Origin of the sequence: Pseudomonas fluorescens (assembly GCF_000968015.1) — a bacterium.
GTDB lineage: Bacteria > Pseudomonadota > Gammaproteobacteria > Pseudomonadales > Pseudomonadaceae > Aquipseudomonas > Aquipseudomonas fluorescens_W.
Window position 1 is genome coordinate 38837 of the sequence record NZ_LACH01000055.1, and the last position, 20582, is coordinate 59418.

Annotated in this window: 19 protein-coding genes; 12 read left to right on the plus strand and 7 right to left on the minus strand. The window is 58.7% G+C overall.

Translation table 11 applies throughout. From position 1 onward, the window contains the following. The first annotated feature begins 98 nt into the window (after window positions 1–98). The 6 genes from VD17_RS23490 (at window position 99) to VD17_RS23515 (ending at window position 7120) form a co-directional block, all read left to right on the plus strand. Window positions 99–989 carry a LysR family transcriptional regulator gene (locus VD17_RS23490; protein ID WP_046055891.1) on the plus strand — a complete coding sequence of 297 codons (891 nt, stop codon included), beginning with the start codon at window positions 99–101 and terminating at the stop codon, window positions 987–989. Window positions 990–1472: 483 nt separating this feature from the next. Further along, window positions 1473–2861, plus strand: a complete 1389-nt coding sequence (locus VD17_RS23495) for a diguanylate cyclase domain-containing protein (RefSeq protein WP_046055892.1) — start codon at window positions 1473–1475, stop codon at window positions 2859–2861. 18 nt (window positions 2862–2879) lie between these two features. Continuing rightward, window positions 2880–4196 (plus strand): glycosyltransferase family 2 protein, encoded by a 1317-nt coding sequence (locus VD17_RS23500; protein ID WP_080932061.1) that lies wholly within the window; start codon window positions 2880–2882, stop codon window positions 4194–4196. Continuing rightward, complete coding sequence (locus VD17_RS23505) at window positions 4196–5047, plus strand: hypothetical protein (RefSeq protein WP_185753201.1); 852 nt, start codon at window positions 4196–4198, stop codon at window positions 5045–5047. Before VD17_RS23500 ends, VD17_RS23505 begins: the two co-directional genes overlap by 1 nt. A gap of 6 nt (window positions 5048–5053) precedes the next feature. Beyond that, window positions 5054–6169 (plus strand): HlyD family secretion protein, encoded by a 1116-nt coding sequence (locus tag VD17_RS23510; protein WP_046055894.1) that lies wholly within the window; start codon window positions 5054–5056, stop codon window positions 6167–6169. 3 nt (window positions 6170–6172) lie between these two features. Beyond that, the gene (locus VD17_RS23515; RefSeq protein ID WP_046055895.1) at window positions 6173–7120 is read left to right on the plus strand and encodes an NAD-dependent epimerase/dehydratase family protein; all 948 of its coding nucleotides are present in this window, start codon (window positions 6173–6175) and stop codon (window positions 7118–7120) included. Here the strand turns inward: VD17_RS23515 and VD17_RS23520 are convergent. After that, window positions 7092–7352: a hypothetical protein gene (locus VD17_RS23520; RefSeq protein WP_046055896.1), complete on the minus strand. Its 261-nt coding sequence runs from the start codon at window positions 7350–7352 to the stop codon at window positions 7092–7094. The two genes, VD17_RS23515 and VD17_RS23520, sit on opposite strands and share 29 nt — an antisense overlap. Window positions 7353–7765: 413 nt before the next feature. Between VD17_RS23520 and VD17_RS23530 the strand changes: the two genes are divergently transcribed. After that, on the plus strand, window positions 7766–8851 hold the full coding sequence (locus VD17_RS23530; RefSeq protein WP_046055898.1) for a lipoprotein: 1086 nt from the start codon (window positions 7766–7768) through the stop codon (window positions 8849–8851). 2 nt (window positions 8852–8853) lie between these two features. Beyond that, entirely contained in the window at window positions 8854–9207 is a 354-nt protein-coding gene (locus VD17_RS23535) for a DUF1428 domain-containing protein (protein WP_046055899.1), read from the plus strand. Between the two features lie 14 nt (window positions 9208–9221). Here VD17_RS23535 and VD17_RS23540 read toward each other — a convergent pair whose 3' ends face one another. Next, on the minus strand, window positions 9222–9416 hold the full coding sequence (locus VD17_RS23540) for a hypothetical protein (RefSeq protein WP_033056474.1): 195 nt from the start codon (window positions 9414–9416) through the stop codon (window positions 9222–9224). Window positions 9417–9475: 59 nt separating this feature from the next. Here VD17_RS23540 and thpR point away from each other — a divergent pair, with 59 nt between their 5' ends. Then, entirely contained in the window at window positions 9476–10018 is a 543-nt protein-coding gene (gene thpR / locus VD17_RS23545) for an RNA 2',3'-cyclic phosphodiesterase (protein WP_046055900.1), read from the plus strand. 236 nt (window positions 10019–10254) lie between these two features. On the opposite strand, the gene VD17_RS23550 is transcribed toward thpR, so the two are convergent. From VD17_RS23550 to VD17_RS23570, 5 genes are all read right to left on the minus strand, one after another. Further along, complete coding sequence (locus VD17_RS23550) at window positions 10255–11352, minus strand: polyamine ABC transporter substrate-binding protein (protein WP_046055901.1); 1098 nt, start codon at window positions 11350–11352, stop codon at window positions 10255–10257. Between the two features lie 285 nt (window positions 11353–11637). Beyond that, window positions 11638–12522, minus strand: coding sequence for an ABC transporter permease subunit (locus VD17_RS23555; RefSeq protein WP_046055902.1), 885 nt, complete (start codon window positions 12520–12522; stop codon window positions 11638–11640). Then, entirely contained in the window at window positions 12519–13400 is an 882-nt protein-coding gene (locus VD17_RS23560) for an ABC transporter permease subunit (protein WP_185753205.1), read from the minus strand. The genes VD17_RS23555 and VD17_RS23560 overlap by 4 nt, the downstream gene beginning before the upstream one ends. A gap of 29 nt (window positions 13401–13429) precedes the next feature. Beyond that, window positions 13430–14572: a polyamine ABC transporter ATP-binding protein gene (gene potA / locus VD17_RS23565; protein ID WP_046055904.1), complete on the minus strand. Its 1143-nt coding sequence runs from the start codon at window positions 14570–14572 to the stop codon at window positions 13430–13432. A 374-nt stretch (window positions 14573–14946) separates the two neighbouring features. Next, window positions 14947–15708 (minus strand): gamma-glutamyl-gamma-aminobutyrate hydrolase family protein, encoded by a 762-nt coding sequence (locus tag VD17_RS23570; protein WP_046055905.1) that lies wholly within the window; start codon window positions 15706–15708, stop codon window positions 14947–14949. 280 nt (window positions 15709–15988) lie between these two features. Between VD17_RS23570 and VD17_RS23575 the strand changes: the two genes are divergently transcribed. The 3 genes from VD17_RS23575 (at window position 15989) to VD17_RS23585 (ending at window position 20376) form a co-directional block, all read left to right on the plus strand. Then, window positions 15989–17365 carry a glutamine synthetase family protein gene (locus tag VD17_RS23575; protein ID WP_033056466.1) on the plus strand — a complete coding sequence of 459 codons (1377 nt, stop codon included), beginning with the start codon at window positions 15989–15991 and terminating at the stop codon, window positions 17363–17365. Between the two features lie 184 nt (window positions 17366–17549). Continuing rightward, window positions 17550–19040, plus strand: coding sequence for an aldehyde dehydrogenase (locus VD17_RS23580; protein WP_046055906.1), 1491 nt, complete (start codon window positions 17550–17552; stop codon window positions 19038–19040). Between the two features lie 52 nt (window positions 19041–19092). Further along, window positions 19093–20376: an NAD(P)/FAD-dependent oxidoreductase gene (locus VD17_RS23585; protein ID WP_046055907.1), complete on the plus strand. Its 1284-nt coding sequence runs from the start codon at window positions 19093–19095 to the stop codon at window positions 20374–20376. The last annotated feature ends 206 nt before the right edge of the window (window positions 20377–20582 follow it).

A 20582-nucleotide genomic window follows, 5' to 3' on the forward strand; every position in this document is an offset into this window, starting at 1 on the left:
TATCAGAAATCTACGCCTCGGCCTAACATGGCGGAAGGCGCACCGTTTGCACTTGATACGTGCGTTCAACGCCATATCACTCTGCCGCGGGGCGCTGCATGTCCACTCCCGATTTCAATTTGCTGGTCACCCTTGATGTGCTGCTCGCCGAAGGTAGCGTGGCACGCGCCGCCAAGCGCTTGCGCCTGAGCCCGTCGGCCATGAGCCGGGCACTGGCGCGATTGCGTGAAACCACCGGCGATCCGCTGTTGGTCAGGGCCGGGCGCGGTCTGGTTGCCACCCCGCGAGCGCTCGAACTGCGTGAGCGAGTCAGTCAGTTGGTGCAGGACGCAGAAGCGGTCCTTCGGCCTGCCGAGCAACCCGACCTCAAACAGCTGAGCCGCACGTTCACGCTGCGCACCAGTGAAGGCTTTGTCGAGAATTTTGGCGCGGACCTGATTGCCCGCGTCGCCGAGCAAGCCCCTGGCGTGCGGCTGCGCTTCATGCACAAACCCGACAAAGACAGCGCGTCACTGCGCGACGGGACGGTCGATCTGGAAACGGGAGTGGTGGGGACAGCCGCTGGCCCGGAGTTGCGAACCCAAGGATTGTTTCGGGACCGTTTTATTGGCGTCGTGCGAATGGGGCATCCTCTGAGCGAAGGCGAGATAACCCCCGCACGTTATGCGGCAGGCAGCCACATCAGCGTGTCTCGGCGGGGGCTCGACAAGGGACCCATTGATGAGGCCCTTGAGCGCCTGGAACTGGAGCGGCAGATAGCAACCATCGTCGCAGGCGTCTCCACTGCGCTGGCGCTCGCCCGGACCACCGACCTGATCGCCAGCGTTCCTGAACGCCACACCGCCAGCCTGCGCACCGGCATGCACAGCTTTGCACTGCCGTTGTCACTTCCAGCGTTCACCGTCGCCATGCTCTGGCATCCGCGGCTGGATGCCGACCCTGTGTATCGCTGGTTACGGGGTTGCCTTCGAGAGGTGTGTTCCGAGTAAAAATTGTCAGATTTGATCTAATGTTCATTATTGAAACTATGATGTTTCACTTGTGTAACTATCGCATGATTATTCTGGTTCTATCAGTGAGTCATTTTGGTATAAAAATATTTTGAACTTATTAATATGAGTGCGGTAGCTGCAAGTATTTTGCGTAAATGGGAATTAACTGCTGATGCCGTTAAGTGGCGCAACGCTATCAGTGGTGGCAATTAACTAGTAGTGAGTATAGTTGTAAAGATTGAGTTACTAAGTGTGTGTAAGCTGATGAAATATAGGTAATTATTTTTTGAGGGTGATTAGACGCTTTACCGAGCCGTCGCGCGGTGAGCAAGGCGGGATTCAATTAAGAGTCATGGCGAAATATTGGCGGTCGATATATCAGAAAAATAACTTCATAATAATACTGACGTATTTCTGATGCGGTGCTAGTGTTTCTAACTCCTTTTAACCGTACTTGTCTGTCTGTCGAGGCCGTGCGTCATGACGACTCCAACTCCACGGATTGCGATACTGGGTAATAGAGTTCCAAGCTTGAATCTTCCAGAGCTTGAGCACTTCACTGATCTGGGCAGCTTGTTGGCTGCACCTGCATTTGATGTGGTGCTGCTGGACCTGCCAGCGGTTTATTCCGGGCGGGTGCTTCGAAAGTTGCGCACCCTTCACCCTTATCGCTACAGCCTCATTTACTGCTGCCGTGATCAGAACGGCTGGTGTGAAGCCTTGGGTGATGGCGCGTGCCCTGTAGAATCCAGCGAAATAAGAACCCTCTGGGGGATATGGCAAGAACGCTACAGGTTGTTCAAACGGGGTTCTGCCCCCGAGCGTTTTGAAAGTCGGGTGCTTTCATGGTTGTGGTTGCGTGACAACGCTCACATCTATGCCCTTCGAGACCCGGAGGTGCCTCAGCATTATCGCTATCCGTTGCTGGATGCCCTGGCTGATAACGAGCAGGTCAACTCGTTTGTCTGGCTCAGTCTGATGGTGCAGCAGGACTGGCTGGAGGAGGGGGTTCTGGTCGATCGCGTTCGCCTGTGTTCGGAGTGTGGCTCGGGCCGGCTCAATTACATTGATGTGTGTGCCGAATGTCAGGCCCTGGACATTTCACGGCAGCCTTCATTGCACTGCTTTACCTGTGGGCATGTGGGGCCACAGGAATCCTTTCTCAAAGACGGGGTGTTGTTGTGCCCCAACTGCTTGAACCGGTTGCGCCATATCGGCAGTGATTACGACCGCCCGATGGAGAACTATCGCTGTCGGTCATGTCAGGCGTTTTTTGTCGATGCCGACGTGCAGGCACGCTGCCTGGATTGCGGCCTGTCGCACACGCCTGACAAGTTGCGAGTACGCGAGGTCAGAGATTTCCGCCTGGCCGAGGCCGGCCGTTTCCGCTGCCGCCAGGAGTTCAGCGATCAAACGGTCCGTCACTTCGGTCGTCTCAATCTGTTAGGCGGCAAGGATTTCTATGACCTGCTGACCTGGCAGATGCAGGTCGTACGCCGCTACCAGACGCCTGTCTTCTCACTGCTCGGTCTGCGCTTCGTCAACCTGGCCGGCACGTTGACTCGCCTGGGTGAACACCACGGCCATGCCTTCATCGATAGCGTGGCTGATCGTTTGAAGGAAACCGTCAGGGAAACAGACCGCTGCTCTCGCAGTACCGAAGAGTACTTCTGGATCATGCTTCCCCATACCGATGGCAAGGGCCTGGAGACCGTCAAGCAACGCTTGGGCCGGGTCGCCGAGTTGTTTTCAGCACCGGAGGTCAGTGACATTTCCCTGCGTGTCGTCAGCATCACGGCGCCCCAGGATCTTCTCGAACAAGAAGATGGCGAACTACTCCTGGCCCGTCTGGCCAGTGAGTTGGCGTGACCTGCCATGAGCCCTTTAATGGAGCAACTCTATAACGCACTCAGCGGGATCATGGGGCCGGATGGTTTGAGCCGGTTGTTTTTCATGCTTTTCCCCTTGTTTCTGATCTTTGAATTACCCCTGATGATCATGGTGATGCTGGGTGTGTTGCGCTGGTTCACACGTCGGCGCACCCGTGTGCCGAAGATCAGCGTCTATCGGCCAAGGGTCTCTTGCATCATTACCTGCTACAGCGAGGGGATGGATGTTCAGACCACGCTGTTAAGCCTGTGCGAGCAGACGTACCCCGGCCACATCGAGATGATTCCGGTGGTGGACGGGGCCACGGTGAACCAGCCGACGCTCAGCGCCGTGCGCAGTTTCAGCGTGGATCCGCAGTTGTACCCCAGACGCCATTTGCGCCCGATCGCCAAATGGCAGAGGGGCGGGCGGGTGTCATCGTTGAACGCCGGCCTGTCGCTTGCCAGCGGTGAAATCGTGATGGCGCTTGATGGTGACACGTCCTTCGACAACAACATGGTCAGCTCCATCGTGCGCCATTTCGAGGACCCGTCGGTCCCTGCGGTCGCCGGTAGCCTGCGAGTGCGCAATGTCTGGGCTTCCTGGGTGACCGCGATGCAGGCGCTGGAATACCTGTTATCCATCCACATGTCGAAAATCGGTCTGGCCGAATGGAACCTGGTCAATAACGTCTCGGGGGCCTTCGGGGCATTCCGCCGCAGCTTTCTGGTGAAAATCGGTGGCTGGAACACGCACACCGCGGAGGATCTGGACCTGACGTTGCGCATCAAAAGTTACTTCAAGCGACACGACTTGAGGATTCCCTTCGAGCCGGAAGCGATTGGACACACCGATGCACCGTCGACGCTCAGTCAGTTTCTGATGCAGCGCTTGCGCTGGGATGGCGACCTGTTTTTTCTCTACATCAGAAAGCACAACCACAACATCAACCCCAGCTTGTTGGGCTGGCCGACCTTTCTGATGATCCTGCTCAGCGGCTTCTTTTTTCAGCTGGTGCTGCCGTTCCTCATCTTCAGCTACACCTTGCTGGCGTTATTTGTTCTGCCGGGCAAGACGCTGTTGTTTCTGTTCGTACTGATCTATGCGCTGTACCTGACGATCACGGCGCTGTTGTTCGGCGCCATGTTGTTGATGGTCTCCGACCGACCTGCAAAGGACATGACCCTGGGGTTGTTGGTGCCTTTCTTCCCGCTGTTCATGCTACTCCTGCGGTGCTGGAGCGCAGTGGCCATGCTCAACGAGATCTTTCGCCGGGGCCACGAAGAAAGCTCTATGGCACCGTGGTGGGTGCTTAAACGAGCCACGAGGTTTTGATGATGCGATCGATACTTCTGCTGCTGACGCTGTCGTTGCCCCCCACGATACTGGCCGCACAACCCCTTTCGGCTCAAGCGGTGGGGGCGCCGTCGAGCCAATGGTCCCAGGCCAGTTATGTCTGGGACAGCGAAGCGTTGCTCGATCCCGATCAACGCAAGGCGGAGCTCGAGCAACTGCGCAAGGCCGGGATGGACAAAATCTACCTTGGCCTCAAGTCCTCACAGTTGAAAGACCTCGCCACGACGCGCCAACGGCTGGAGCAATTGCTGCAAGACGCGGCCGGCAAGGGGGTGAAAGTCAGCCTGTTGCTCGGCGATCCGGCCTGGATCGAGCCGCAGGAACGCCATCAGCTCACCGACTTGTTGGCGAAGCTGAAGGGGCTTTCATTCACCAGCCTGCACCTGGACCTGGAACTCGAACAACTGGGCGTGCCGGTCCCGGATCAGCGCTTGAAGGATTTGCTCGATACCTTGCGCGCCGCCTCCGCAGCCAGCCCCTGGCCGGTAGAAATCTCCAGCCATCATCGTTGGTTTGCAGAGGCAAAACCCGGAAAAACCTGCCTGCCGTGCGCGCTTCCCGAGGCGGGTGTGCGTCAGGTCAGCCTGATGATCTACACCCGCAACCCGAAAAACAGCGCACGAATGGCAGAGCAGATCGCTCAACGCTGGCCCGATCTGCAATTTCGCCTGGCGCAAAGCACGGAGCCGCAACTGGATGCCACTGAATCCTGGGCCGGCGCGTCACCTGAGCAGTTGCAGCACCAGACCAGTGTCTGGCGCGAACAGCTGCAACCACGGGGAATTGCCGGCATTGACTGGCAAGCCTGGCGAGACTTTCCAAAACGGTGAGCCGTCATGAAGATTCGATTCGATAGTCGCAAAGAACTGAACCCCACCCAGGAACAAGGTTTGACGGTGCTCTACGCGCCGGGCAAACGCATGGCGTTTCGCGTTCGTTGGTATTTGATCCTGTTCCTGGTCGCGAGTCCCTTGATCTGGCTGGGAGGGAAGCTGGCTTACGGCATGTTGATGATCGACGCACCGGCGCAATTGCGCCTGCCGATTCTTGAGGTGCGCGCGCGGGATGCCGGGCGGGTCGATCAGCTGTTCGTCATGGCCGGGGAGCAGGTCCAGATCGATCAACCATTGGTCAGTCTCGACAATCCCGAATGGCGTGCGCGGCTCTCGCAGCTCGCCGCGATGCCGACCAAAACGTTGCCCGCCATCAACACCAAACTGGACACCAGGGAGCGTCAGTTGCTCAGGACCCGAGTGAGCAGGACGGAGGAGCGCGTGCAGGTGCTTGAAGACCTCGTCACATCAGGCGCCGTCTCTCGTGGAGAAGTGCTGGCCGCGCAGTCCGAACTCGACGCTTTTAAAGCCGACCTGTTGGCGTTCGAGCGCCGCGAACAGCTGGCTCGTCAGTCGCCGTTGAGCGTTGAGCGCGAGATTATTCAACAGACCGCCGAGCAACAATGGTTGAAGACACGCCTCGCCGCGTTGTCGGTCAAGGCTGCGCAGAGCGGTCGAATTGCGGAGGTGTTGGTCACGCCCGGCGAAAACGTCGGTGCCGGTACGCTGTTGATGCGCCTTGAACGGCTGGAAGAGCCTCTGCTGTGGATTTATCTGGAACCGCTGAACATCAGCTACGCCGCGATTGGCCAACCGCTGCGCGTGCGCATGCCCGATGGCGAGTGGTTGCCGGCCCACGTTGTCCAAGCCGTCGACAGCGCCGGTCGCACGCCGACGGTGTTGCGTGGGCCGTTCGCTGCCAGCGAGATGGGTTTACAGGTCGCCGCTCGGTTTGATCGCCCCCTGTCGCCGCGCTGGAGAATCGATCAACTGCCGTTGAATGTGCGCTTTCCCACCGACTGGCAACAAATGCTCAGTAACAGCCGTGAACTCATTGAGCAATTAGGCGACTTCATTGCAATGGATCGAACACCCACCACTGCACCGGGGAGTAAATAAATCATGACTGCAGATCGAATTCTTGTGACGGGCGGTGCCGGTTTCATCGGTTCGCACCTGGTCGAAGCACTGCTTGAAAGCGGTTATAGCGTTCGGGTTCTGGACGATCTTTCCAGTGGAAAATTGTCGAACTTGCCGATTGATCGCTGCCATTTGACCCTGGTGGTGGGGGATGTCGCCGACGCGCCGACGGTGGAGCGGGCGATGAAAGACTGCAACGCGGTGGTGCATCTGGCGGCGGTGGCCTCGGTGCAGGCGTCGGTCGATGACCCGGTCGCGACTCACCGAAGCAATTTCGTCGGCACGCTGAATATCTGCGAAGCCATGCGCCAGGCTGGTGTAAGACGGGTGGTTTACGCGTCCAGTGCGGCGATCTATGGCAACAATGGCGAGGGTATGGCGATTACCGAGGACACGCCCAAGAATCCACTGACCCCGTATGCCGCCGACAAGCTGGCCAGCGAACACTTCCTTGATTTCTACCGACGCCAGCATGGTCTTGAACCGGTCATTCTGCGGTTTTTCAATATCTACGGACCCCGTCAGGACCCTTCATCGCCTTATTCCGGTGTCATCAGCATTTTCAGCGAGAGGGCGCAAAAAAAACTCCCCATCACGGTTTACGGTGATGGGGAGCAAACAAGGGACTTTGTTTACGTCAATGACCTCGTAAAGGTCCTGGTACAGGCGGTCGCTGAGTCAAAGCCGATTATCGAACCGGTCAATGTCGGGTTTAACCGATCCACCAGCGTTAACGAACTGGTGGCGACGTTAAGTGAACTCCTGGGACGCCCCGTGACGTTGAACCACGACGTGCCGCGTTCCGGTGATATCAAACATTCGCGCGCCGACAACCGTCGTCTGCTTGAGCGCTTTTCCTTGAGTACACCGACCTGTTTTGCCGAGGGTTTGGGTCAACTACTCAGAAGTATTGATTCCGGCGGGCGGTAGCGGCGAGCTCAGTCGCCAGCAGGTGCTCTTCCAGCACATCGCTCAGGAACCGGAACTGATCATTGAGCCCGATCACCTCATTGTTGAAGTGATTGGCGGCGGAGGGCATCAGCAACGCCTCGAAGTTTTTGTCGAACACCAGTTCGAACGTTTTGCGGGAAACGAAGGATTGGGAATAGTAGTTATTGCCGAACACCGCAAAGCTTACGGCCAGGGTCACGGAGTGAATCATGACGTGCGCTCCTCAGACAGGACGTACCAGGAAAAAACGCTCAGTGTGACGGCCGTCAGGGCCAGGCAGGTCAGGAGATGGATAATCATGATTCGCCCCTCCGATGCGGGGTTTTGCGTTGGGTTAAGGCTGATCCTACGCTGACGGTTTTTGAGCGAAAGGCATTCGCGGCGATGGTGAATATCGACATAAGTGATGGACAGTTTTTGGGTGTTATTTAGGGCCCCTTCGCGAGCAAGCTCGCTCCCACATTGGACCGGGGGTAGCCGCTGAACTGTGGGAGCGAGCTTGCTCGCGAAGGCGGCCTGAAGAACACTCAACCCCAATCGAACAAACACCGACACCTATACTCAAATTAATAGGCCTTTGAACACCGGACATCCCGTTCGGGCAAGTCTGTAGGAACCGCGATCTTGAACGTGCGTTCGCTGATCGTCGCTCTGTTGGTGGTGCTGGCGGGATGCGCCACGCCTGTGCGTGCGCCGGTGCAAGTGGTGCCGGTGATTATTTCCCAAAGCACCTGGCAGATGGTGGATCAGGAGATTGTCGCGGCGTCGCAATCGGCCACCGAGCAGACCAAAATCTACGCGCGCGGTGCCATGGATTACTGGCGAACGCGGGTCTATCAACTGACCGAAGAGAACTTCATTCCGTGGTTCAGCAGTTACTGGACCCAGGAATGGCTGTCGATGAAGGTCAGCTGGTACACGATCAGCGCCAAGGGCGAGCAAGATGCCTCGGCCAAGCGCTTGGCGGCGTATCTGCTGGAGCAATACCAACAGCGTGTGCTGGCGCCAGTCGCGGTGGAAATCGATCCTGACGCGATTCTTGGCCAGGCGACGGCGTTCTACGTGGACATTCTTCAGGAAGAACTGCAGAAAATCTCCCAGCGTCACGGCGTGCCGATGGCTCAGCTCAACGGGCGGATCCAGAAAATCCCCGCCATCGCCCTCGGGCCTCCGCCGGCCCGGGACGCGTCGCTGTATCAAGTGGTTCATACCCAGCCGCTGAACACCTTGCCGGCCTACGCGGCGCTGATCGAGAAGATCCACAAGGCGGGCGGTGACAAGGGGGTGGGTTCGACAGACACCGCCATGGCGCCGGTGGCCAAACGCGCCAGCCAACGGATGGAGGCCGAAATGGCCCCGCGAGGGGCGGCCAGTGCAGTGGCCGCCGCAGCGGGCAAATTGGCCGGGGGATTGATTACCGTGGGGGTGGCGGGGATTCGCGCGCTTATCCAGGCCAATGACCGGCCTGACAGCGAGGCACTGATTCGCAGCAGTCTGGGTAACACGTTCGACAAGGCCTGGCTGAAGCTGGTGCAAAACCCGACCACCGGTGTGATGGCCGGTACGTTGTACATGGCGGCGCAGATCGAGGGCAATCTGGCGGGGAGCGCCGAAGTACCGTCGGTCAGTTCGGGAAGCGGATCTGTCGATTGGGGGCCGAAGGAATCGACTAACCAGCAGAACGACCCTCTACCCACAGCAGGAGAATGACCATGTCTTACGTTGATGGCTTCATCGCAGCCGTACCCACCGCCAACCGCGAAAAATTCAAGAAACACGCCGAAACCGCCGCTGACCTTTTCAAGGAAAGCGGCGCCCTCAGCGTCGCCGAATGCTGGGGCGACGACGTCCCTGACGGTAAAGTGACCTCGTTTCCGATGGCAGTAAAACTCAAGGAAGACGAAACCGTGGTGTTTTCCTGGATCATCTGGCCCGACAAGCCCACCCGCGATGCAGGCATGGAAAAAATCATGAACGATCCGCGCATGCAGCAGGACGTCAACCCGATGCCGTTCGATGGTCAAAGGCTGATCTTTGGCGGGTTCGAAATGATCGTAAAAGCCTGAAATAAACGACAGGATCACTCCGGCGTCGGGGTGATCCTGCAACTCTTGCGATTACGAATCTCGCTGTCCGTCGGCCGCTCTTTGATGAACTCGAAGCGCGGCTCACCTTCGTTGTAATGAACCAGCCAGCCCCATTCCAGCTCGGACTCGTCCTGACCGGGTTTCGGTGGCACGGCCCACCATGGTTCCTTGCTGATGATCTCGCGCATGGCCCCTCCAGTTGAATCGTTTGCATGAACTATAACTTGGATGTCAGGAGGTGCCAGCGATGAGCGACGAATCCCGTGAGCCGTTAAAACGACTGTTTTTTGCCTTGAACTGCACGCCCGAGCAACGTCGGGCCATTGCCCAATGGCGCAGCGCACTTGGGCTCAGGAGCGGACGTCCGGTGCCGGTGGAAAACTTTCATCTGACGTTGATGTTTTTGGGCGCTGTCGAGGTGGCGCAGATTGCCGATATCTGCACGGCCGCCGCCAATATTCGAACACCGGGTGTGCCTTTGAGGGTGGCGCTTGATCGATTGGATGTCTGGCGCAGGGCAGGGGTGTTGGTGCTCGCTCCGGAGCAGGCATCACCGGAGTTGCTGCGGCTGGTGTATGCGCTTGAGCAGGCCATGCTGCCGTTCGGGTTTGAGGATTCGCCGAAGAAGGAGTTTCGGCCGCATCTGACGCTGATGCGTGATTACCGAGTGCCGGTGCCCGAGTCCGCGACGCCGCCCGAGTTCTATCTGCGGGCCGATCACTTCACCCTGTTCGAATCCCATAAGGGCCGTTACCGAGCGCTGGCCGAGTGGCCGCTCGTTTCATCATAAAAAAAGGCGCCCGAGGAGGGCGCCCAAATTCACCTTAACCGAGGAAGCCAGGTGAGGCCGTTCTGCAGATAGGCGTGCAGCGGTGGTAAGGCGCTGCGTGAACGGAAACGGTTAGAACTGATATCTATGTTGAATGTCATGGCCTCATCGCGAGCAAGCTCGCTCCCACAGTGATCTGTGGTGGACGCTGATCCCCTGTGGGAGCGAGCTTGCTCGCGATGGCGGCCTTGAGTGAATTACTTGCCGAGCTTCACCCGCGTCCATCCTCGGGTCATCACCCGCTGAACGCCGATCGGCATATCCGGAATGGCATACAACGTCGCCATCACAGCCTGCGACGGATACGACCCCGGATCATCCCGAATCGCTTCATCCACCAACGGTGTGGCCGCCGCGTTGGCGTTGCTGTAGCCGATGTTGTTGGTGATCTCGGCGATGATGTCCGGACGCATCAGGAAGTTCATGAACAGGTAAGCGTTTTCCACGTTCGCCGCGTCCCGAGGGATCGCGACCATGTCGTAGAAACTGCCCGCGCCTTCCTTGGGAATGCTGTAGTCGACCTTCACCTTATCGCCCGCCTCTTGGGCGCGCGCCTTGGCTTGCAGCACGTCACCGGAGTAACCGACCGCCACGCAGATGTTGCCGTTGGCCAGGTCCGAGATGTATTTCGACGAATGGAAATACGCCACCGACGGACGAATCTTCATGAACAGCGCTTCAGCTTCGGCGATCTGCTCCTTGTTCTGCGAGTTCACCGGGTAACCCAGGTAGTGCAGGGCGGCCGGGAGCATCTCGGTCGGCGAATCAAGGAAACTGATGCCGCACGCTTTCAGCTTGGCGGCGTTTTCCGGTTTGAACAGCAAGTCCCAGGAGTTGGTCGGGGCGTTGCTGCCGAGCACTTCCTTGACCTTCTCCGGGTTGAAGCCGATGCCGATCGAGCCCCACATGTACGGGAAGGCATGGCCGTTATCCGGGTCGCTGGCAGAAGCATTTTTCAGCAGGACCGGGTTGAGGTTTTTCCAGTTCGGCAGCTTCGACTTGTCCAGTTCCTGATAGACGCCCGCCTTGATCTGCTTGGCCAGGAAACTGTTGGACGGCACGACGATGTCGTAGCCGGATTTGCCGGCGAGCAGCCGTGCCTCAAGGGTTTCATTGCTGTCGAACACGTCGTAGGTCACGCGGATGCCGGTCTCGTCTTCGAACTTCTTGACGGTGTCCGGGGCGATGTAATCCGACCAATTGTAGACGCGCAGTACCTTGTCATTGGCCTGGGCGCCCGTAGCCATTGCGCCCAATAAGGACAGTGTCAGCAGAGTCCTGCCAAACATTTTCATCGGTACAACTCCATTTCTCTTTTTATTCAAAATCACACAGCAAAAATGCAGTGAACACACAACCCTGTAGTACGGGGACTTACCTGTAGTGAGGGGATTTTTCTTTGAAGATGAGATTAATTTGTGGCGAGGGGATTTATCCCCGTTCGGCTGCGAAGCAGTCGTAAAACCATCACACGCGGTGTGCCTGACACACCTTGGTTGCAGGTTTTGGGGCCGCTTCGCGACCCAACGGGGATAAATCCCCTCACCACAGAATCCCCTCGCCACAGTTAACTCAACAGCCTAGGCCGTCGCTTCTACCATTTGCTTTTTAGGTTGCTGCCAGGATTCGCTGGCGGTCTGGTCCATCGCTTCCTGAATCGCACGTTTACGGGTGGCTTCGGCGCGGCGGCTGAAGAACCAGACCATGAACGTCACGATCGATACCGCCAACAGAATCAGACTGGCCACGGCATTGATCTCAGGCTTCACGCCCAGACGCACCGCCGAGAACACTTCCATCGGCAGGGTCGTGGAACCCGGGCCGGACACGAAGCTCGCCAGTACCAGGTCATCCAGCGACAAGGCAAACGACATCATGCCGCCGGCCGCCAGTGACGGCGCGATCATCGGAATGGTGATCAGGAAAAACACCTTGAACGGCTTCGCCCCGAGGTCCATGGCCGCTTCTTCGATGGACAGGTCCAGCTCACGCAAACGCGCCGACACTACCACCGCCACATACGCCGCGCAGAAGGTGGTGTGGGCGATCCAGATCGTCACCAACCCACGTTCCTGCGGCCAGCCAATCAACTGCGCCATCGCCACGAACAGCAGCAACAGCGACAGACCGGTGATCACTTCCGGCATCACCAGCGGCGCCGTCACCAAACCACCGAACAGCGTGCGGCCCTTGAAGCGCGTGACGCGAGTCAGCACAAACGCTGCCAACGTCCCCAGCGCTACCGCAGCTATCGCGGTGTAGCAGGCGATTTCCAGCGAGCGCACCACCGAACCCATCAGTTGCGAGTTGTCGGCCAGGCCGACATACCACTTCACCGACCAGCCGCCCCACACCGTCACCAATTTCGAGGCGTTGAACGAGTAGATCACCAGAATCAACATCGGCAGGTAGATAAACGACAAGCCGAAAATCAGCATGAACTTTGAAAATCCGAAGCGTTTCATCCCCGTGCCTCCATCTCTTTGGCCTGGCTGCGGTTGAACAGCAGAATCGGCACAATCAGGATCAACAGCATCACCACCGCCAGGGCGGACGCCACCGGCCAGTCGCGGTTATTGAAGAACTCTTGCCACAGCACGCGACCGATCATCAGGGTCTCCGGGCCGCCCAACAGTTCCGGAATCACGAACTCACCCACCACCGGAATGAACACCAGCATGCAACCGGCGATGATCCCGTTCTTGGCCAGCGGCACGGTGATTTTCCAGAAGTTGTTGAAGTTGCTCGAACCCAGGTCCGACGCGGCTTCCAGCAAGCTGCCGTCGTGCTTGACCAGGTTGGCGTACAGCGGCAGCACCATGAACGGCAGATACGCATACACCACGCCGATATACACAGCGGTGTTGGTGTTGAGGATCTCGATCGGGTGGTCGGTCAGCCCGGTCCACATCAGGAACGCGTTGAGCAAGCCGTTGTTGCTGAGGATGCCCATCCACGCATAGACGCGGATCAGGATCGCCGTCCAGGTCGGCATCATGATCAGCAACAGCAGAACGTTCTGCGTTTCCTTGCTTGCCTTGGTGATCGCGTAGGCCATCGGGAAACCGATCACCAGGCACATCAGCGTGCTTAAAAACGCGACCTTCAACGAGCCGAAGTAGGCCGAGATGTACAACTCATCCTGAGTCAGCAGCGAGTAGTTGCCGAGGTTCAACAGCAGCTGAAATTTCTGCTCGGCGAAGGTGTAGATTTCTGAGTAAGGAGGAATGGCCAGGGCCGCTTCCGAGAAGCTGATCTTCATCACCAGGAAGAACGGCAACAGGAAAAACAGGCACAGCCACAGGAAAGGAACCCCGATGACGAGCTTTCGACCACTCGGCATCAGCCGCATAAACTGCTGATTGAGTGTTTTCATGAGCGCAGTACCACGCCGCTGTCGTCTTCCCACCACACGTAGACCTTGTCGTCCCAGGTCGGACGTGAACCACGGCGTTCGGCGTTGGCCATGAACGACTGCACGACCTTGCCGCCAGGCAGTTCCACGTAAAACACCGAGTGACCGCCGAGGTAGGCAATGTCATGCACCTTGCCGCTGGACCAGTTGTAGCGGGTATCCGGTTTGGTAGTGCTGACCAGCAGTTTTTCCGGGCGGATGGCGTAGGTGATCGACTTGTCTTGCACCGAGGTGCTGACGCCGTGGCCGACGTAAATCTTCTGCTCCAGGTCCGGGCTGTGAATGATCGCGTGCCCTTCAAGGTCCTCGACCACGGTACCGTCGAAGGCGTTCACGTTGCCGATGAATTCGCAGACCATGCGGCTGACCGGCGCTTCATAAATGTCCACCGGGCTGCCGATCTGCGCGATCCAGCCGAGGTGCATGATCGCGATGCGTTGGGCCATGGTCATGGCCTCTTCCTGGTCGTGGGTCACCATCACGCAGGTCACGCCGACCCGCTCGATGATCTCGACAAGCTCAAGCTGCATTTGCGAACGCAGCTTCTTGTCCAGAGCACCCATCGGTTCGTCGAGCAGCAACAGCTTCGGACGCTTGGCCAGGGAGCGAGCGAGCGCCACACGCTGACGCTGACCACCGGACAACTGATGCGGTTTACGCTTGGCGTATTGGGTCATGTGTACCAGTCGCAGCATCTCTTCAACGCGGGCGTCGATTTCGCTGTTGGACAGACGATCCTGCTTCAGGCCGAAGGCGATGTTCTGCGCCACCGTCATGTGCGGGAACAGCGCGTAGGACTGGAACATCATATTGATCGGCCGTTCGTACGGCGGCATGTCGGTGATGTCGACACCGTCGAGCAGAATCCGCCCTTCGGTCGGGCGCTCGAAGCCGGCGAGCATGCGCAGCAGTGTCGATTTGCCGGAACCGGAACCGCCGAGCAGGGCGAAGATTTCCCCTTGATGGATCTCAAGCGAGACATCGTCCACTGCGGTGGTTTCGTCGAATTTCTTGGTGACGCGGTCGACTTTCACCAGCACCTTTTTCGGTGACTGGTGACCTTCAAGAGCCTTCCTGTAGATGCTGGAGGCGTTTGCCATGTGAAACTCCCAACAGGTTTCAGTCGTCGGGCCAACGCGGCCTGACTTAATAGTTGATTGCAAGCCCGGGGCTGTACGGTGCCAGTGAGTTCGGCAGTGCCCCCTGTAGGAGTGAGCCTGCTCGCGATAGCGGTGGATCAGTCAACATTGATGTCGCATGACACATTGCAATCGCCGGCAAGCCGGTCTCACTCCTACAGGGGTATTGCGTTTGACTCACTGGCATCGCCCGCCTTGGGCTTATTCGGCGCCGCCGTCCTGGCTGCCTGGTAGTACTTGTTGTTATTGCAGTGTGTTGTTGTCGTGAGGGACCGGCGCGCAAAGGCACGCCCGCCTGACTCACGGGGCAGTAAATTGATTAATCGAGTGTTAAGTCAGCGCTTGTTACGCAGCGCGGCCCGTCGCCGGCACGCATCGCCAAACGCCTGGAAAATACTCAAGTAGGGCGGATTCGACAGAACCTGCCATTCCGGGTGCCACTGCACACCGACGGCGAAGGTCGGGCTGTGTTCCACCGAGATCGCCTCGATCAAACCGTCCGGCGCAATCGCTTCCGCACGCAGGCCGGGCGCCAGTCGGTTGATGCCTTGGCTGTGAATCGAATTGACCTGGAACACCTGCGGCAAATCCAGCGCCTCGAACACACCGCCCGGTTGCACGTCGACCGCGTGAGCCGGTGCGTATTGCACCGCCAGGTCTGGATGATTCGCTTCCCGGTGATCCAGCATGCCGGGGAGTTCGTGGACCTTCTGATGCAGGCTGCCGCCGAACGCCACGTTCATTTCCTGAAAGCCCCGGCAGATGCCGAGCACCGGAACGCCCGCCGCAATGGCCGCACGCAATAAGGGGAGGGTGGTGGCGTCCCGTTGCGGATCGTGATCCGTGCCGGGGGCGCTGTCGGGGCCTTGATAGTGGAAAGGTTCCACATTCGAGGGCGAGCCGGTCAGCAGCAGACCGTCGAGCTGCGCGAGCAGGTCATCGATTTCGGTCAGATCGCCTAAAGAAGGAATGACAACCGGCAGCCCCAAAGCCGCGACGCTGACAGCACGCAAGTACTTGTCGCCGCTGACATGGTAGGGGTGCAGGCCAATCTGTTTGACGCACGCAGTAACGCCGATCAATGGCTTGAATGCCATTTTTATCACCTCGAAGTTTCACACTTGAACGAGCTTTTCCGGAGCTTAGCCTTGTTGATTTTAATTAACAACTCTCATGTAAAAAATTCTAAACGCCATACGTCTGATCTTCAGGATTTACACGGTGTGCAGGACTGATCTGGCACTCTCGTGCCCAAGAAAGGCCCGAAAATAAAGGTTGAGAGGTCAAGTGTTCGCTATTGACTTCACTTTGCCGTTCGGGTTGACTGGGCTCGCAACAAGGTAGTGAACATAATAATTAACAGCTAATAGGTGCATCATGTCGGTCCCTCTGCGTACCGTTCAACTCAACGAAGCAAACGCATTCCTTAAGAAATATCCTGAGGTTTTGTACGTCGACCTTCTGATTGCGGATATGAACGGTGTGGTGCGCGGCAAGCGCATCGAGCGCACCAGTCTTCATAAGGTTTACGAAAAAGGCATCAACCTCCCGGCGTCGCTATTTGCTCTGGACATCAACGGTTCTACGGTGGAAAGCACCGGCCTGGGTCTGGACATCGGTGACTCAGACCGAATCTGCTTCCCCATCCCGGATACGCTCAGCATCGAGCCTTGGCAGAAGCGCCCGACCGCGCAACTGTTAATGACCATGCACGAACTCGAAGGCCAGCCGTTCTTCGCTGACCCTCGCGAAGTGCTGCGTCAGGTCGTGAGCAAGTTCGATGACATGGGCCTGACCATCTGCGCCGCGTTCGAACTCGAGTTCTATCTGATCGACCAGGACAACGTGAACGGTCGTCCGCAATCGCCACGCTCGCCGGTCTCCGGCAAACGTCCGATGTCGACCCAGGTGTATTTGATCGACGACCTCGACGAATACGTCGATTGCCTGCAAGACATCCTCGAAGGCGCGAAAGAGCAGGGCATCCCGGCCGACGCCATCGTCAAGGAAAGCGCCCCGGCGCAGTTCGAAGTGAACCTGCATCACGTCAACGACCCGATCAAGGCCTGCGACTACGCGGTGTTGCTCAAGCGTCTGGTGAAAAACATCGCCTACGACCACGAGATGGACACCACGTTTATGGCCAAGCCGTATCCGGGCCAGGCGGGTAACGGTTTGCACGTGCACATTTCGATTCTCGACAAAGAAGGCAACAACATCTTTGCCAGCGAGGATCCCGAGCAGAACGCCGCGCTGCGACACGCGATCGGCGGTGTGCTCGAGACCCTGCCGGCGCAGATGGCGTTCCTCTGCCCGAACGTCAACTCGTACCGTCGTTTCGGCGCGCAGTTCTACGTGCCGAACTCGCCGAGCTGGGGCATCGACAACCGTACCGTTGCAGTGCGTGTGCCAACCGGTTCGCCGGACTCCGTGCGCATCGAGCACCGCGTAGCGGGCGCCGATGCCAACCCGTACTTGCTGATGGCGTCGGTCCTGGCCGGTATTCACCACGGCCTGACCAACGAAATCGAGCCGGGCGCACCTGTCGAAGGCAACAGCTACGAGCAGAACGAGCAGAGCCTGCCGAACAACCTGCGCGATGCACTGCGTGAGCTGGACGACAGCGAAGTCATGGCCCGTTACATCGACCCGATGTACATCGACGTGTTCGTGGCGTGCAAGGAAAGCGAGCTGGCCGAGTTCGAGAACTCCATCTCCGACCTTGAGTACAACTGGTACCTGCACACCGTCTAAGGTGAACAACACCGATCAACTGTAGGAGTGAGCCTGCTCGCGATAGCGGTGTGTCATACAACACCAATGTTGACTGTGCTGCCGCCATCGCGAGCAGGCTCGCTCCTACAGGGGGCTGCATTTCAACACTCTGGTTGAGCGGCATTCAGTCCCACTACTTATTCCTCTGCGTCGAGTCACAACCATGACAAACACTCGCAGCGACTGGGAGCAACGCTTCCAGTCCCTAACACTCGAAGGCCGCGCATTCATCGACGGCCAGTACTGCCCGGCACTCAGCGGCGACACCTTTGAATGCATGAGCCCGGTCGACGGCCGCTTCCTGGCCAACGTCGCCAGCACCGACGAAGCCGACGCCAATGCGGCAGTCGCCGTCGCGCGCCGCACCTTCGAATCCGGCATCTGGGCCAACCTCGCTCCGGCCGAGCGCAAGCGCATCCTGATTCGCTTCGCCGACCTCATCCTGGCCAACCAGGAAGAACTCGCCCTGCTCGAAACCCTCGACATGGGCAAGCCGATCAACGACTCGATGAACATCGACATCCCGGCGACCGCCAACGCGATCCGCTGGAGCGCCGAAGCCATCGACAAGATCTACGACGAAGTCGCCGCCACCCCGCACGACCAACTCGGCCTCATCACCCGCGAACCTGCCGGTGTTGTCGCCGCCATCGTGCCGTGGAACTTCCCGTTGATCATGGCCAGCTGGAAGTTCGCCCCAGCCCTCGCGGCCGGCAACTCGTTCATCCTCAAGCCTTCGGAAAAGTCGCCACTGACCGCGATCCGCATCGCGCAATTGGCGCTGGACGCCGGCATCCCTAAAGGCGTGTTCAACGTCTTGCCGGGCTACGGTCACACCGTCGGCAAGGCGCTGGCGTTGCACATGGACGTCGACGTGTTGGCCTTCACCGGCTCGACCGCGATTGCCAAGCAACTGCTGATCTATTCCGGGCAAAGCAACATGAAACGCGTCTGGCTCGAAGCAGGGGGGAAGAGCCCGAACGTGGTGTTCGCCGACGCGCCGGATCTGCGCGCGGCAGCACAAGCGGCGGCCGGTGCGATTGCCTTCAACCAGGGCGAAGTCTGCACAGCCGGTTCGCGCTTGCTGGTGGAGCGTTCGATCCGCGAGCAATTCATCCCACTGCTGGTTGAAGCACTGCAAGCCTGGAAACCGGGGCATGCCCTCGATCCGGAAACCACCGTCGGCGCGGTCGTCGATCAGCGTCAATTGGAAAACGTGCTGCGCTACATCCAGGTCGGTAAAGACCAGGGCGCGCAACTGATCGCCGGCGGCAGCCGCACCCTAGAAGCCACCGGTGGCCTGTACGTGGAACCGGCGATCTTTGACGGCGTGACCAACGCCATGACCATCGCCCGCGAAGAAATCTTTGGTCCGGTGCTGTCGCTGATCACCTTCGACACCGAGGAAGAAGCGCTGGCGATTGCCAACGACAGCATCTTCGGCCTCGCCGCAGGCGTGTGGACCAGCAACCTGAGCAAGGCCCACACCTTCGCGCGCGGCTTGCGTGCCGGCAGCGTCTGGGTCAACCAGTACGACGGCGGCGACATGACCGCGCCGTTCGGCGGGTACAAGCAGTCGGGTAACGGTCGGGACAAATCGCTGCACGCGTTCGACAAATACACCGAACTCAAAGCGACCTGGATCAAGCTCTAACACCTCTACAACGGCGGCCGCCGGCACATGCCAGCGGCCATCGGAGAATTTTATGAAGCAAACACATGTAAACAGCTACTACGCCGCCACCCGCAACTTCACCGGCGACTTCCCGGTGCTCGAACAAGCGGTGGACTGCGACGTCTGCATCATCGGCGCCGGCTACACCGGTTTGTCCTCGGCCCTGTTCCTCGCTGAAGCCGGTTACAGCGTGACCGTGCTCGAAGCCGCCAAAGTCGGTTTCGGCGCCAGCGGTCGCAACGGCGGTCAACTGGTCAACTCCTACAGCCGCGACGTCGATGTCATCGAAGAACGCTACGGCGACAAAACCGCCGAAGTCCTCGGCAGCATGATTTTCGAAGGCGCCGACATCATCCGTCAGCGCATACAACACTACGACATCCAGTGCGACTACCGCCCGGGCGGCATCTTCGCCGCGCTGAACAAGAAGCAGCTCAAAGGCCTGGCCGAGCAGAAAAGCAGCTGGGAACGCTACGGCAACAAAAACCTGAAAATGCTCGACGCGGCGGACATCAAACGCGAAGTGGGTTGCGACAACTACGTCGGCGGCCTGCTCGACCTGCAGGGCGGCCACATCCACCCGCTGAACCTGGCCCTCGGCGAAGCCTCGGCCATCATCGGCCTGGGCGGCAAAATCTACGAGCAATCCGCCGCAGTGGAAATCACCTACGGCGAACCAATTACCGTGCGCACCGCCAAAGGCGTGGTCCGCGCCAAATACCTGCTGATCGCCGGCAACGCCTACCTGCCACAAGACCTCGACAACCGCGTCACGCGCAAAAGCATGCCGTGCGGCTCGCAAATCGTCGTCACCGAACCGTTGTCCGAAAAGGTTGCGCGCAGCCTGATCAAAAACAACTACTGCGTCGAAGACTGCAACTACCTGCTCGACTACTACCGCCTCACCGCCGACAACCGCCTGCTGTATGGCGGCGGCGTGGTCTACGGCGCCCGCGAACCGGACGACATTGAACAACTGATCAAGCCGAAGATCCTCAAGACCTTCCCGCAACTGAAGGACGTGAAAATCGACTACCGCTGGACCGGCAACTTCCTGCTGACCATGTCACGCATGCCGCAATTCGGCCGTATCGAGAAAAACGCCTACTACATGCAAGGCTACAGCGGACACGGCGTCACCTGCTCGCACTTGGCCGGCAAACTCATCTCGGAAATGATCCGCGGCGACGCCGAACGCTTCGATGCGTTCGCTTCGCTCCCGCACATGCCGATGATCGGCGGCCGCACCTTCCAGGCCCCCCTCACCGCCATGGGCGCCGCGTACTACGCGCTGCGAGACCGTTTCGGCATCTAACCCCACCGCAACCCCTGTGGGAGCGAGCTTGCTCGCGATGAGGCCATATCAGTCGCCATCAATGTCGCCTGACACACCGCCATCGCGAGCAAGCTCACTCCCACAGGTTGGTCCAGGCCGATCACAGATTTTGTGGTCGTCACAGATCCCCTGTAGGAGCGAGCCTGCTCGCGATGAGGCCATACCAGTCGCCATCAATCCCATCT